Here is a 14,718-nt window from a genome sequence, read left to right as displayed (position 1 = left end):
CCACACCCGTTAATTCCACCACGGCCTCGCCAGATAATGCCGCAGTGAACCTACGACCGAGATCAAGCCCGACCACGAGCCGTAGCGCGAACGCGGGATCACCTGATCCGGTTTGTGCTCCAGATCCGAACCAGCCGACCGGCGCGTGGCGTACTCAAACGGCCCGATTCGGAGTATTTTGCCAACGCCTCGGATCGCAAAACGAGCCCACACCATCAGGCAAGGCAGAGGATCATCCCAGTTGAGCCAAGCGAGCTCCTTCCGACCCTTGAATGAACGCAACCAATCATAGGCCGACAGTTCGCCCCGCCAAAAGTAGTTCGCACTTGCACGCAGATCGTCCGGTTCTACAATAAGAACGCGCCCATCGACCTGTTTGGAGCGTCGCACAGTCTGCCCGGTGAGATCACAGTAGAGAGCTCTCGCAACGTCGAGACCGTTGTCGTCCACGAACACGCGAAACTGGGCACCGATGCGCGGATTGAAATCCAGAAGCTTGTACTGTCGATCTCGCTCGTCGAAGCGAAAGTCCAAATCCATTATGCCCGCATAGGATATCGCCTTGAGCAAAGTCTGGGCATGATGGAGCAGAACGTCATTGGTTGTGGACCTGCCCAACGTAGTCATTCCAGCGTGTGGCGGATAGGATCGTAGTTTCATTCCCGTGAAGCCAGCCAGGCAATCCGACGCGCCGTTGCAGTAGCCGTGGAAGAACCAGTCCGCTCCAGGAGGAATGTATTCTTGAAGCAGCAAGTTCGGACTCTGCGAGCCCCCCGCTCGATGCCAGCCATCGACAAGCTCTTGTTCTGAGTGAACGATTGACACCCTTAGCTTCGGATGGAGCCATCCCGCTGCCGGCTTAACAACAATCGGGAATCTCGCGGATACCGCAAATTCGTGCACATCTGAGATCGACGTGGGGCACTGCGTGTTCGGGCAGGGCACGCCTATTTGACGGCAGAGCGCGTACAGCATCTGCTTGTTCGCGAGTTTTCGCGGCAAGCCGGCTGATATATCAGGAAATACGTACCACTGCCGCAGCGTCGCGGATTCTTCGGCGACCAGGATAGCCCCCAGATCATCTGTGGGAATGAGGATTGTGGGCCTGTCGAGATTTTGGCCGATCTTCGCCAACGCTTCAAGGAGCTGCGGTGTTGGCAGATCGCCCGCGTGCCATACAAACTTTCCTGCCAGATATCTGGAAGTGCCCGCCGGAGTCAGGTGATCCTCAGCAACCGTGTATACGGGTATGCCCAACCTTCCCAGGCTTCGTATGATGCCAAGCTGCCCATGGTGAATAGCGTAGCTCCCGGTCTTCAGGATAAGCACGGGGACAGGAGCGGTCATGAGCGGTGTCTTATGAGCTGTTCGGGTTGTGCTCGGAAACCAGCGTCGTCGCCAAAGCCGAGCGGGATGGCGCTTGCCTTTCGCTTATACTGCGGCAGATGCGCTCGGCCGTGTACTGACACCCACACAGGAAACGCATCACCGGCCCAAAGTTGTAGGCGCTCGCGAGCCCGGTGAAATAGAGACCTGGGATTGAAGACTCGAAGCTGGAAGACAGCAGGGGAACCTGCTCGACGCAACGCAGCTCGCGCAGCAAGGACGTATCGACGAACGGCAGCGAATTGGCGGCAAATCGATAGCCTGTCGCAGCGATGACATGGTCGGCCGCGAGATCTGGTGATCTTCCATTCTGTCCACTGACGTGGAGCACTGCCCTCCCCCTCTCGTCGTCGCGCCTAACACAGATTGGGCCAACAGGATCTGGACACGGCCGAGGACCCGCTCCCGAAGCCACCACGCGCCAGCAGGACCCAGCAACGCTTCGCGCCGCGCGCTGCCTCGCACCATGTCGAGACGCGCCCTTTGGGGTAGGTAGTAGAACATAAAGGGGGCATTTGCGCAGAACCACGTTTGAAGCCCGGCTCCCAGCGTGGAGTCTGGCCGCCGCGTTCGTTGCCAGAGCGATCGAGCATCAGATGAGGGGATCTGATTCCAGCTAATCGAAGACCCGCGTACGAGTAGACTCACCTTTGCCTGCGCCTCGTTCAACAGAGCTGCAGTCTCGAGAGCCGACTGTCCCGCACCGATGACAATAACGTCGCGATCTTTGAAGTGGCTCAGGTCGCGATGGACACTGCTGTGCGATCGCAGCTCTCCGGGCAACTGCGCCAGTTCCTGGGGAATATACTCCGCATGTGACAAGCCGGTCGCGATAACAACACTTTTAACCCTGACTCTTTCCCCGTCAGCCAGCCTCAAGTCAAACCCGCCTGGTCTCTTGTCGAGCGCCGTCACCAATACATCTTCCACCACGGGAACGAGACGCTGCTGAAATGACAATGCGTATCTGGTGAATGTGTCGAGCGGAATAGGAGCCTTCGCGAGGGACAATCCTGCTGCTGCGCAGAATTGCTGTAGCGTGTAGTGCCCGGACGGATCGGCAAGGCTTGACGCGTGCTCTTCAGATTTCAGAAACATGCCTACCGGCATTTGCTCTCGCCACCGACGCATCGGCGTACCGAATATTCGAAACGGCACACCACAGTAGCGCAAATGCGCCGCGACGGAGAGGCCATAAGGTCCTGCTCCAACGATCGCTACCGGTAGATCCGACAAACTAGCCATGGTCGCTCCCAATCGTAATTTCTGGAGCAGTATGAGACGAGCACGTAGCGACCGCGCAAACCGTGTGCGGAAGCTGCGAAGTTGCGATCGCATTCTCCCACATGTAGGCCCGGGTCCATGCAGATGAGTTGCGAAACAGGCCGAACAAGCTGCGGGCAGGAACTCGGCACCTGCTACCAATTCAAATCGAACAGTCAATCTGCCCCTTCCCGCGCTCGGGCGGTCGCGCTGCCCCAAGCGACCGAATGTGCCGGAAGCTTGTTAGACACCGGCAAATTGGTGAAGGACGCGCAACGCATAGCAGTCAGCCACCCGATCACTCTCCACTTGGACGGAATCAATACAGTCCGGGTCGCTGGATGGAAATTGGCAATGACTGGATGGGACCGGCAATAAGTGGGTAACTACGATGGTCGATTGAGCCGCGACGGCGCGGGATTAGACTCGGGCAGCTAACGAAGCGCCCGCTCCAATAAATTTCGACGGGCATGAGGACCGATCAGTCGAACAGAATAGCACCGAGCGGTTTGGCGTAAATGAGAGCATAGAACTTATCTTGCGGATCGCCCGACTAGACGGTCATTCGGACGGTCATCGACGCGCTGCCTTCCGCGAACAAATTTGAAAGGCTTTCACTTCGGTGACCAGCTCGTACGGGGAATGACGCAATGCCGAACTCCAGACTGCGCAATACCTTTCATCTCGAGGCCTCGAGCAGCGACCTGCGTCGTTGCATCAAATGGGCCTTGGTGGCTGTTAGCTTGACAACTTTCGTCACTCCATCGAAGGCAGAATATCTGGTAAACATCGGAGATGTGCTGGAGGTTGCAGTGGCGGGCGTGCCGGAGCTGCGGCATCGTGCTGCCGTTCAAATGGACGGAAATGTTTCGTTGCCACTGGTCGGAACCCTTCCGGTGGCCGGCTTGCCCCTACCGCAGATCCAAGCCAAAATCGGCGCTGCACTGGCAAGCAAGGCGTTTCGACAGAGGACGTCGGATGGCCGTGAGGCGGTCGTCGTGATCGACGCAGACGAGGTCACGACGGTCATCGCAGAGTACAAGCCCGTATACGTAAATGGGGATGTATCAAAGCCCGGTGAGTACCCTTATCGTCCGTCTATCACCGCACGCCAGCTCGTCGCCGTTGCAGGCGGCTACGACATCATGCGTATGAGAATGAACAACCCTTATCTCGAGTCAGCAGACCTGAGGAGCGAGTATGGTTCACTTTGGACAGAGCTGGCCAAAGAACAGGCGCGTTTGTGGCGCATCAAGACTGAACTTGGAGAGGGAGCCCAGATCAGCCCCGGCGCTCTGATGGACGCGCCCTTGGCTCGATCGGCGATTTCGGAAATCGTTAATGCGGAAAAGGAATATCTCAAGACCAAGCAGAGTGATTATCAGCAGGAAAAAACGTATCTCCAGCACGGTATTCGACAGGGAGACGACGAGGTCCGCGTGTTGTCAGAGCAGCAGAAGAAAGATGACGAAGGACTTCAGGCGGATCTCGAAGACCTGCAGAAAACGACCGAGCTCTTCGGCAAGGGCTCCTTGATCAGCCCTCGCGTTACGGACGCGCGTCGCGCGGTGCTGCTGTCGTCAACACGGAAGCTGCAAACCTCTGCGCAACTGCTGCAGGTCAAAAAGCAGCAGGACGAGTTCGTCAGAAAGCTGGCAAAGCTGGATGATCAGCGCAGGCTCGACCTGTTCCGTGAGCTGCAAGATACCAGCGTAAGGCTCAATCAAACTCGCGAGAAGCTGCAGAGCGTCGGCGAGAAGCTTCAGTACGTTGCAATGGTGCGATCACAACTCGTGCGAGGAGCCGGCAACAACCTGGAGATTGCCATTATAAGGAAGGGCAATAAGGAGCGGGAACGAATCATCGCAAGCGAGGATACCGAGCTGCAGCCGGGTGACGCCGTCGAGGTCAGCCTACACTACCAGGATGGTCCTGCCGTCTCTCCTGGAAGGCTAAGCAGTTCAAATGTTCCATCAGACGCAGGCCGGACCGATGCGACTACCGGCGATTCGCTGCGCGTCGGGCAGAGATGATAAGGCCGGCGCGATTCCCGAACGGGACGCTGCGGCGTCTTGCCGCATAGTTGCGCACACGGAAGGTGTCCGAAATGATATTGTTGACCGGAGGCGCTGGTTACATCGGGTCGCATATCTGCGTCGCGTTGCTAGATGCTGGGCTCGACGTCATTGTCGTCGACAATCTCTCCAACAGCAACAGGGCTTCGCTGGAACGGGTGCAATCGATCTGCGGACGCTCGCTCGTCTTTCGGCACGCAGATATCCGGAATGAAGAGGTGATCTACGACCTACTTCGTGCATGCGGTGTGACCTCGGTCATTCACCTTGCAGGGCTGAAGGCCGTCGGGGATTCCAATGTCCGGCCCATGACGTATTACGACAACAACGTCCTGGGAACGATGCGGCTCGTCTCGGCCATGAAGAGGGCGGATGTGAAGACGCTCGTCTTCAGCTCGTCCGCGACCGTTTACGGAACACCGAAATACCTGCCGCTCGACGAGAAGCATCCGCTCGGTCCGACCAATCCGTACGGCCGCACAAAGCTTGTCATCGAAGAGATGTTGAAGGATCTCTGCAGGTCCGACAACAGTTGGCGGATCGCCAATCTGCGGTACTTCAATCCGGTTGGTGCGCACGAAAGCGGGCTCATCGGAGAATCCCCCTGGGCGTTCCCAACAATCTGCTGCCGTTCGTAGCGCAGGTGGCGATTGGGCGGCGGGGAGAAGCTGCAGATCTGGGGAAGCGACTACGACACGCCTGACGGCACCGGAATCCGCGACTTCATCCATGTGCTCGATCTCGCGTCCGGGCATTTGAGTGCCTTGCGTCAACTGAAACAGCCCGGTGTGCTCACGGTCAATCTTGGCACGGGTAATGGCAGCAGCGTTCTGGAGGTCGTTCGCACATTTGAGGCGGTGAGCGGACGGCCGATCCCCTATGAAATCAGGGAGCGCCGTTCCGGCGATGTCGCCGTCTGCTATGCCGACCCGACCTTTGCGATCGACGCGTTGGGCTGGAAATCGACCCGATCGTTGCAGCAAATGTGTGCGGACCATTGGCGTTGGCAATTGCAGAATCCCGACGGCTACCATGGCAGCGAGCTTCCGAAAGTCCGGAAGCTGTCCAGACATTTCCGCCCTCACGGCTGAGAGCGGCGTACGCGAGCTATTCGATCGGGCGAAGGATCTGAGCGCAGGAGCGGGTTAGCAGCGGCCATCGCGGCAGGCATACCGCCCATCAGGGGTAGCTCGTAAATACCCAGAATCTCCACGCCGGACGCGGGGGCAGCAGCTAAGATGCTGGCGCGTGGGGATTTGCGATGCCACACTATCGTGCATTCGTTCTGGACGAACACGGCCAGTTGGGGAGCGTGGTCAACCTTCACTGCCCAGACGACGCGTCGGCAACCGAGCGGGCTGGGCGGCTGGCGGACGGCCATGAGGTTCAGCTCTGGCGGCTGGTCGCCGAGCTCAAACTTGGCGATCCGCGGCAGCGACCCAGGCGGCGGCGGGGCGCCCGCGCACCAATGCACTGAGCTCGATTGAGCGTTGCGTGTTCGCCTCGCGGTCAGCTCAGCTAATAATTAGCATGCGATTCGACTGCGAACCACTTCCGGCTCGCGCATCCAAGGCACCTTGGCTTCGAGAGCGCCCAGATCCGGCTGCTCCGCAGAAGCGGTCCGAACGCCTTGGCTTTGGATGATCAATCCCTTACCTGCGGGTAACCCGCCCTGGCCTTGCGAAATCGTTAGACTTGGCGCAAGACGATCGCGCCCGGCTTCATCGTCGTTGGTCGGCGACTGCCGCCGACGTATCGCCGGCCTTAGGGAGTCGCGCCGTTTGCAGATCCGCACCGCGCCGGGATCCTGGCCGAAGTTGCGCCATCATCCAGTTGGCAGCTGCGGACCCAGCGAAGCCGAAGCAGACCGAGAGTGCATCGACCACAAAATCCTCAAACCTCGCATGCCGTCCCGGCACCCATAATTGCATGAACTCAAGTAGGCCGATCAGGGCAACGGCGACAGCTGAACCAGTCCAGCGCCGCTGCGGATAGGCGAGACCGAAGAAAATCCCGATCAGAAGGAAGGCGAGCGCATGATCGCCTTGCTGTCCGAGAACAGGATAAGGCCGAACGTCCTCAGGTCCGAGCGTTACCAAAGTGACAGCGGCCGCGAGCAGCCACGCGACGAGCCGAAGAAGAGCGGCAATAACCACTAAAGCGCCTCGACGGGTTGCCCCAGCCGGGGCTCTCCATTTCTGAGTCTCGATTTCAAGAGCACCTTCCCTCCCCCACAAACGAATACTCGCAACCCTTCAGCAAATACTCTTCGTACTGCACCCAGGCCACGAACTTTGAACGAGCCAGTCGACGGGAGCGCTCCAGCTTGAGCCAGATCGATCCGCCAGTTTCCATGCTGAGCTTAGGGGACTGCGGTAGGGCGTGCGTGTATGCCGTGGCATTGATCTAGATAGCGGCGCCCGATTGCTCTGGGACAATCCCAATCTCCTGCTGCGGAAACCCCTTCGATCAAATTTAGTTCCCATCTAACCGTCGAACACTAAGTCAAAGTTACCACCTCCTCCTCGCACTTGCATGCAGAATTCATTGATGCAGGTGGACGAAGGGAGAGTACTCCCAAAGGGATCGGACCCTGAGCCACAATCTGGATGTGGCCTCCTGCAACGTCTCGACGCGCTTGCTCTGGATCGGCACACGACCGGTTAGGTCCGAAACATCATTGGACGCTCGAGGTATATTTCAAATAGCGTTGGTACGGCTGACCGGCAGTGGGAGTACCCATCCATGGCAGTTATTCTAAAGCACCATCTCTTAGCAACAATAGCTTCTGCTCGCCTCGGGGGGATGGCAATGCGCTGACGCTAGGAACTCGCTACTCGGAGGCCAACTTGTCGATTAGTCGCACACAAACCATTGAATGGGACGGCAAAGCTCTGAGCGGCTGGGTAGACCTGGACGGAACGCCGACGAAAGTCTCTGCGGACCGGGAAACGATCCATAACCATGCGCCTGGCTTTAGTGACGCACTCAACCGGGAAATCGACCGGCATCGGGATGAGATTTTCGAGAAGCTGCTGCCGTTCTTCAATGGGAAAAAGCGAGTTCTCTAGTACGGTTGATTGTGGCTGCTCATGAGAATTGTCGGCCCGTTTATTGCAGCCAAACGGAGTACCAACTTGTAGTGCTTGCCCCGTAGCCTTTTTCGGGCGCAATAGAAGCGAGCTTGTGGGTCTGTTCTTGGTGAAGACAGAGGAATGGACAGCCCGGGCTTCAGCACGCAGGGGACCGTCTCATTGGCGACGACGGCGGGCCGCCATCGTTCGTTGGCAATCAGGTCAGATCGGGAAATACGCCGGAAGACACTTTGAGCAGTTCACGGTTTCGATGAGCGGATACAAATCCGTAGCCTACCCAAAGGTGGTGCGGAGGGTCCTCTATGCGAGCCATATGTTTTGCCTAAAGGTGGAGAGCATAATGACGCATAAGGAAGTCGTATCGCCACGCGACAGGTGAAGCGGATGGCTCGCACAGTCATGCTCAACGAGGAGGTGGTGAAGATCTCCCTCACGCGGGGACGATATGGACCCCTGCGGATAGCGGCGGTCATGCTCGCTATGATATGGGCGTCGGAAACGGAGGCTTCCCCGGATCGGGCGCAGCACCTCGCAAATGGGCAACAGGCGGCGAATGCCCGCAATCTCAGTTCTGGCGAGTTCAAGACGTTACTGCGGCGCCGAGGCGGCAGCGGCAAGTCGATAGAGGTTGCGCAAACGACGAACAACGATGCAGGCTCCCCGCAGCAGGCTCCCGAACAGCAACGCGACTGGGCAGAGTCACTGTCCTGCCAACTTACCCTTGCAAGGCGCGACATCGGGTTGCTGCAACATCTCGAGCAGGAGCACGATCGGGCCGAGTGGCTGGTGCAGAGTCTCGAAGCCGCGCGGCGCGAGGTCGAAACTCAAAAAGCGTTGGCAGCGAAGGCCGTCGAGGAAGCTTCTCGATTGAAGGACGCTTCCCGGCTGAATCAAGCGGGCGAAAGTGGCCTGAGTGAGTTGCAGGCATCGCAGCAAGAGGAGCGTAAGCGGTCGGCGCTGCTGGAGCAGGATCTCGCAGCCGCGCGGCGCGATGCCGAAACCCAGACTGCGCTGGCGATGAAAGCAGGCGAGGAAACGTCCCGGCTGAAACGGGCACGAGAGAGCGAAGCCGCTGAGCTGCAGAAGGCTCTTGAACAGGAGCGCGAGCGAACAGCGCAGTTGGTACAGGATCTCGCAGCCGCGCGAACCGATGCGGAAAACCAGACTGCGCTGGTGACCAAAGCAGGCGAGGAAACGTCCCGGCTGAAACAGGCGGGGGAGAGCGGCACCGCGGAGCTGCGGAAGGCCGTGCAACAGGAGCGCGAGCGGTCAGCGCGGTTGGAGCAGGATCTTGCAGCCGCGCGGCAAAACGTCGAGTCCCAGGCTGCGTTGGCGGCAAAGGCAAACGAGGAACTTTCGCAGCGAAGTCGGGCGGCGGAGGCCAGTGCCGCGGACTTGAAGCAATCGATACAGAAGGAGCGGGAAAGGGCCGACACGCTTGCGCAGGATCTCTTCCTCTCGCGAAGCGCTATTTATGCCTACCAGGCGCAAACAGCACGGTTGGCGAAAGGCAGCGAGGACGCATCCCCGCCGAAAGCGACCGGGGAAAGCGGCGCTGGCGAGTTGCAGAAATCCCTGCAACAGGAGCGGGACCGGTCCGGACAGCTGGAGCAGGCGCTGGCGGCCGCGCGGCGAGATATCGATACCCAGACGGCGCTAGCGGCAAAGGCGAGCGATGAGGTCGCCAAGCTGACGCAGACAGCAAAAGCCGGCGCCGCGGAGCAACGATCGATGCAGAAGGAGCGCGAGAGAGCCGATGCGCTGGCGCAGGATCTCTCGATGGCACGCACCAAGATCTACGCATACGAAGCTCAAGCGGCCAAAGCCAACGAGGAAGCGGCACAGCTCAAACAGCAGGCGAGTGATATCGCCTCGTTGAGACAGGCGCAGCAACGCGATCGCGAGCGGGCCGAGCAGCTGGCCCGCGATCTTGCCAAAGCCAACCGCGATCTCGACGCGCAGACCGAGCGCACGTCCAACGCGAGCGCGGAGGTCGTACGGGTCAAGCAGGCCGGAGAGCGAGAGTCGGCCGAACTGCGTAGCTTGTTGCTGCGTGAACGCGAGCGGGCCGAGGGACTGGAACGGGATCTCGCATTAGCACGTCAAGACAAAGCCGCGCCTTCGGCAAAAATCCCTCCCGCTGCGTCTCCGCTGGCCGCCACCGGGCTGGCTGCCACTGGCAAGGCCGCGCGCGAGGAGCCGCTGTCGGCGCCGGCACGGCCAATCCAAAGCCAGCGTGGTGCCCAAGACAAGCCGGTCCAGGACCAGGCCACAGCGGCGCGCAGCCAGGGCGATGCTCCGGTCAATGCTAACGAAGGGGTGCAAGCGGCGAAATTGATCGCGCGCGCGAACGTACTGCTTGAACAGGGAAACATCGGCGCGGCGCGGATCGTGCTGGAGCGCGCCGTTGAGATGGGCAGCGCGCAAGCAAGCTTCGCGCTTGCGGAAACCTACGATCCGCTGATCCTTCCCAATTTTGGCACGTATGGAACGCAAGGCGATCTCAATAAAGCGCGAACTCTTTACGCGCGGGCCGAAGCTGGAGGAATCAAGGGGGCGAAGGCGCGATTCGACGCGCTGCGTCGATAGCACTGTCTTGGACGATGTTCCAAGTCAGCAATGCGCAGTCAAAGGATCGAAAGCACCGACACGAATGCAGCATGTCTAGAGGAGTTGGTCGATGAAAAGGCTTATCGGATTGCGTCGGCTGCTCTTACTCGCCGCGTTCGCACCATTGCTCCTGCCCATTCAGCCTTGGGCAGCTGCGCGGTCGCAGGATAGTCGGCCTCACAAGGTTCGTCTGACACGGCCCGAGCCACCGCAGCAGAGGCCTGAAGTTCTTTCCATGAACGCCTGGACTGTTGGCTTGGCCGGGGGTCTCCTCGAGGGCGCACCGATCCGGCTGGCTTCAGAGATCGCGCGCGTGGTCGACGATGGGGACGACCTGCATGTTCTTCCGGTCGTGACACGCGGGGCCACGGAGAACCTGAACTCCCTGCTCCATCTGCGCGGCATCGATGCGGCAATCATCAATTCCGACGTGCTCGAGGAATACAAGACCGAGGTACCGGACATACAGCGACGAATTGCATATGTCCTGAATCTGTTCCCGTCCGAGCTGCAGATCTTCGTTCGACCGGAAATTCGAAGTTTGAACGACCTCGCCGGCAAGAAGGTCAACTTCAATACCCAGGGCACCGCAGCGGCCTATTCAGGACCGCTGATCTTCAGCCGCCTCAATATCGAGGTGGAAAAAACGTTCATTCCGCACCAGGTGGCACTCGAGCAGATGCGCAAAGGCGAGATGGCAGCCGTCGTCTTCATTACATCAAAACCCGTGGATGCCTTCGTGAAGGGCCGGTGGGAGCCGGGCTTCAAGTTCCTGCCTGTCCCGTACGAGAGCAAGTTCGAGGATTACTATCTTCCCGCCTCTCTCGACGCGACCGACTATCCCAATCTGATCAAGCAAGGTGAACGGGTTTCAACCATCGCCGTGCCGACCGCTCTGGTCGCTTTCAATTGGCCGGCCAAGTCAAATCGCTCTGAGCGCGTCGCACGCTTCATCGAACACCTGTTCTCCCGGATCGATAGATTGCAGGCGCCCGGTTTCGATCCGAAGTGGAAGTCCATCAACCTCGCCGCGACGGTCCCGGGTCTCACGCGCGTCCCTGCGGCGCAAGCGTGGCTGGATCGTCAGCCCCGAACAACACAAGCATCGAAATGAAGCGCGCAGCGATCCTCCTTCTTGTCGCACTCGGGGGTACAGACGGCGTTGCGTTGGCCGACGATCCCATGACACAGCTGCGTTCCTGCCTTCAGGAGGAACACGCGGCACGCTTGGAGTGTCTGAATAAATTGACGCGTACCATTCCGCCTCAACGTCGCCAGGCACCTGAAGACGACTGGATCGTCAGCCAGACGACCTCCCCCATAGATTACTCACCAATCGCGACGGCTACGACATCGTCGCGCAGCGGGGCCGGCGACTCTGTGATGCAGTTATCGATTCGCTGCCGCGGCGGCCGGACGGAGCTGGTCCTGGCCGGACCCGACATTTCCGGCGGAGGCGGTCATGATGCGATTTCCTATCGCGTCAATGATGATCCCGCAGTGCAGGTCGCAGCAGCCGTGCCGTCATTCGGTCCTGGCGTGGCGTTTGCCGGGGATGTCGTCCGCTTGGTGCAGACCCTTCCGGACAGCGGGGATCTTATTGTCCTCCTCTCATCAGGAGGCCGGGTTCCCCGTGACGGAAGCTTCTCTCTCGCTGGGCTGGACGCGGCGCGCGCAAAAATGGCTGCAGCATGCAAATGGCCGCGCGCGATCGCGACACCGAATCATTGATGGCGTGCAAATGATCTTCTTTGATGGAGGCGCATAGTGACCAAGTTTCATCATATTGCCACAGCGGTCGCGACGGGAGCGATTGCCATTCTGGTTTCCACATCGTTTGCGGCCGCGGAACAGGGCGGAAATTATTGGACGCCCGCAGACGGGCAACCTGTCCTGCATAGGACGGTCCATCCCAGGCAACATTTAGCGAAGCAGACCACGACGACGCGAAAACGGTCCGCGTTTGCCCGTATGGACGATCCGGCCGTAACGAAGAAGCGAGACCATCACCTGGTCCTGCAGGTGAATACCAATGACCCGGCTGCTATGAATCTCGCACTCAACAACGCGGCCAACGTGGCGCAATATTACAAGGAGGTTGGCGAGAAAGTGAAGATCGAAGTGGTTACGTTCGGGCCCGGCCTGCACATGCTCCGTGAAGACACGTCGCCGGTAAAGGCGCGCATCGAGGAGATGGCCCTGAGCACGCCCGAGGTTTCATTCAAGGCCTGTGGCAACACGCAGGAGAAAATGCACAAGACCGAGAACAAGGACATACCAATAATTCGGCAGGCGGAGGTTGTTAAGTCGGGCGTCGTGCGCGTGATGGAATTGCAGGAGATCGGCTGGACCTACGTCAAGCCGTGAGCCGGATGGATCGCGCACGCATCTTCCAACCAAGCAAACATCAACCTGGCGGGCGCGAGCCGGTCTTTTCGAAGCGACTAGATCCGTTTCGGTGGCTATGCGATCATTGTCGGCAACATGTCCCTATTCTATCCGCAGATTCAGGTCGGGTAACGCTCAGATGGGCCACTCTGTCCTCGGCTTTTTCCGGGACCAATTTCAAAAGATTGCTGTAGAGCACGGGCCAGAACACCGGCACATGGGTCGACTGTCGCTCTGAAACCACAATCCCCCCGCTCATCTGAGGTCGATATCTCAGTGGGGAATGATTCGCTTTGCTTGCACCCTAACTGCGGAGCGTTCAGCTTGAACGTGACGCCGTACTGGGTCCGATTGGGCCATCGGATCGAGCATCCTGTCTACCCCTGCGGCGGCGAGACAGCGTTCATCGTAGACCTACCGAACTGCAGACAGTCGCCACCGCGGTGATCGGCACGGACGGTGCGGTCGATCCGATGTCGGCGCTTGGCACCTCCCGTTCACCGAATGACGGCGGAAGTTATCGCGATCTCTCTCGATGCCTCTCGGAATGGCGCTACCCGATTCCGGGCACTTGATCATCTCCATACTCATTCCGATTTCCTCCAGCTTGGCCTTCGTCGCGCAGCAAAGGCCCTGTCGAGCGCGCGCTTTGCGCCTGCGTTCGCCGTCTCATTCGGTGGTTCGGCACGCGTTTGGACGTTCGGATCGATAGCATTCACAGGCTTTGTCCTTTCAACCAAAGTAACTTGAATCGAAGACCAGGCGTCCAGCGTATGTGCTGTCCCGGAAAGCAAGTCCACTACTCCCAAATGAGCGCGCGCATTGCTTGCTGACCGCCTTTGCGTGCTGAAGATTGCCAAGCCTCCGAACCTTCCGTTCGCTTTCGGAGTCTCGATCAAACTCAATTCATTCTTTACGACGTTATGCGTGCAGCCTGAGAGAGATCCACATAGACTGGTGACGCGGATCCTTTAGTCTCTCAAGTCCAGCAGCGAGAGCCCGGAGTCGCAAACGCATTCGCAGGCGAAGCCGCCGCCCCGCAAGCGACCCGGGCCAATTCACCAGCCATTCGGAGTACAACGGCCCCAGCATCCTTGGCGCTTGCGGCTGCGCGAATACTGGAGCCGCTGGTGATCTCGGCGCACGGGGAGCGCGCGCCGGGTATCGCAAGCCAGCCTAATCCGTGGGTCTAAAACGTGCGCCTGCACAGATGGATTACCCCAATCGATCGGTATCGAGGTCTTTCATGCGTCGGCAACTGCATTTCATGGCTTGTGGTTGGCATTTGCGGTTAATAGCGACCGCATCACGGGGTACGAGACGGAGCTACATTCGGTCATTTGCGTAAGCAACACTCCGTCGGCCAGGCGATCCCAGTACTCCGCCTCGGCGAGCAGCTCGCCCCACGGGGGCAACGACAATCAACTTAAAGATCTCAGCCTCATTCCGAGACCTATTCGTAGCAAATTGCTAACGTTGCCGGTGTGGGATTGGCAAATGCTTAGAGCAATTGTGTTTGGTGTACTTGGCGTGGTCGCAATCTGTGCGATTTCCGCTGGAGGCAACAGGTCGGATCCAATCGCGGAGTCGCATGCCCCAGTTCGCTGCGTCACCCTCGGCCGCGACCACGAACAAATCCAAGAGGCTGCAAATTTTGGTCGAGAGAGACGTCGAGCTGCCCAAGCAGAAAACAGAGGCGAGCTTCGTAGCTGTGCAGCAAGAGGCTCAGCCGGCTCCTCCGATCAGCGATCCTAGACAGTCGCCTGATTTCGGTCCTCGTCACTGGCATGATCCGTGTGCGTCGAAGGCTGAAGCTCAAAAGCGCGCAAAGGTCGCAAAGAAACCCGTCAAGCCGTCCACCCAAAATGTTCGAGCGAGTGTTGCAAAGGAATGCCCCAACG

The 14,718-nt window shown here is 59.1% G+C and carries 9 protein-coding genes and 2 pseudogenes; 7 read left to right on the top strand and 4 right to left on the bottom strand.

Going from position 1 to position 14,718, the window contains the following annotated elements:
* Window positions 1-9 precede the first annotated feature (9 nt).
* From AB8Z38_RS34230 to AB8Z38_RS34220, 3 genes and pseudogenes are all read right to left on the bottom strand, one after another.
* A complete protein-coding gene (locus AB8Z38_RS34230; protein ID WP_369721952.1) occupies window positions 10-1,347 on the bottom strand; it encodes a hypothetical protein in 1,338 nt (445 codons plus the stop codon).
* A gap of 10 nt (window positions 1,348-1,357) precedes the next feature.
* Window positions 1,358-1,717 (bottom strand): hypothetical protein, encoded by a 360-nt coding sequence (locus tag AB8Z38_RS34225; RefSeq protein WP_369726804.1) that lies wholly within the window; start codon window positions 1,715-1,717, stop codon window positions 1,358-1,360.
* 290 nt (window positions 1,718-2,007) lie between these two features.
* Window positions 2,008-2,631 (bottom strand): annotated as a pseudogene (locus AB8Z38_RS34220) (NAD(P)-binding domain-containing protein); the annotation flags it as partial.
* A 668-nt stretch (window positions 2,632-3,299) separates the two neighbouring features.
* Between AB8Z38_RS34220 and AB8Z38_RS34215 the strand changes: the two are divergent.
* Both AB8Z38_RS34215 and galE read left to right on the top strand, forming a co-directional pair.
* Complete coding sequence (locus AB8Z38_RS34215; RefSeq protein ID WP_369721951.1) at window positions 3,300-4,682, top strand: polysaccharide biosynthesis/export family protein; 1,383 nt, start codon at window positions 3,300-3,302, stop codon at window positions 4,680-4,682.
* A gap of 74 nt (window positions 4,683-4,756) precedes the next feature.
* Window positions 4,757-5,815: pseudogene (gene galE / locus AB8Z38_RS34210) on the top strand (UDP-glucose 4-epimerase GalE).
* A 630-nt stretch (window positions 5,816-6,445) separates the two neighbouring features.
* On the opposite strand, the gene AB8Z38_RS34205 reads toward galE, so the two are convergent.
* A complete protein-coding gene (locus tag AB8Z38_RS34205) occupies window positions 6,446-6,874 on the bottom strand; it encodes a VanZ family protein (protein WP_369726676.1) in 429 nt (142 codons plus the stop codon).
* Between the two features lie 699 nt (window positions 6,875-7,573).
* Here AB8Z38_RS34205 and AB8Z38_RS34200 point away from each other — a divergent pair.
* The 5 genes from AB8Z38_RS34200 to AB8Z38_RS34180 all read left to right on the top strand — a co-directional run bounded on the left by AB8Z38_RS34200 (window position 7,574) and on the right by AB8Z38_RS34180 (window position 12,796).
* Entirely contained in the window at window positions 7,574-7,795 is a 222-nt protein-coding gene (locus AB8Z38_RS34200; protein ID WP_369721950.1) for a hypothetical protein, read from the top strand.
* 408 nt (window positions 7,796-8,203) lie between these two features.
* A complete protein-coding gene (locus tag AB8Z38_RS34195) occupies window positions 8,204-10,408 on the top strand; it encodes a hypothetical protein (RefSeq protein ID WP_369721949.1) in 2,205 nt (734 codons plus the stop codon).
* Window positions 10,409-10,499: 91 nt separating this feature from the next.
* Window positions 10,500-11,543: a TAXI family TRAP transporter solute-binding subunit gene (locus AB8Z38_RS34190; RefSeq protein ID WP_369721948.1), complete on the top strand. Its 1,044-nt coding sequence runs from the start codon at window positions 10,500-10,502 to the stop codon at window positions 11,541-11,543.
* Window positions 11,540-12,160, top strand: coding sequence for a hypothetical protein (locus tag AB8Z38_RS34185; RefSeq protein WP_369721947.1), 621 nt, complete (start codon window positions 11,540-11,542; stop codon window positions 12,158-12,160). Before AB8Z38_RS34190 ends, AB8Z38_RS34185 begins: the two co-directional genes overlap by 4 nt.
* A 36-nt stretch (window positions 12,161-12,196) precedes the next feature.
* On the top strand, window positions 12,197-12,796 hold the full coding sequence (locus AB8Z38_RS34180; protein ID WP_369721946.1) for a DsrE family protein: 600 nt from the start codon (window positions 12,197-12,199) through the stop codon (window positions 12,794-12,796).
* Window positions 12,797-14,718 lie beyond the last annotated feature (1,922 nt).

The organism is Bradyrhizobium sp. LLZ17 (assembly GCF_041200145.1).
In the GTDB taxonomy this organism is placed as follows: domain Bacteria; phylum Pseudomonadota; class Alphaproteobacteria; order Rhizobiales; family Xanthobacteraceae; genus Bradyrhizobium.
The sequence above is the reverse complement of the archived record's forward strand: the minus strand, read 5'-3'. Positions and strand labels throughout refer to the sequence as shown.

Coding starts and splice junctions, on each gene's coding strand:
- AB8Z38_RS34195 (WP_369721949.1), top strand. CDS start 8,204: ATGGCTCGCACAGTCATGCTCAACGAGGAGGTGGTGAAGATCTCCCTC.
- AB8Z38_RS34215 (WP_369721951.1), top strand. CDS start 3,300: ATGCCGAACTCCAGACTGCGCAATACCTTTCATCTCGAGGCCTCGAGC.
- AB8Z38_RS34190 (WP_369721948.1), top strand. CDS start 10,500: ATGAAAAGGCTTATCGGATTGCGTCGGCTGCTCTTACTCGCCGCGTTC.
- AB8Z38_RS34230 (WP_369721952.1), bottom strand. CDS start 1,347: ATGACCGCTCCTGTCCCCGTGCTTATCCTGAAGACCGGGAGCTACGCT.
- AB8Z38_RS34185 (WP_369721947.1), top strand. CDS start 11,540: ATGAAGCGCGCAGCGATCCTCCTTCTTGTCGCACTCGGGGGTACAGAC.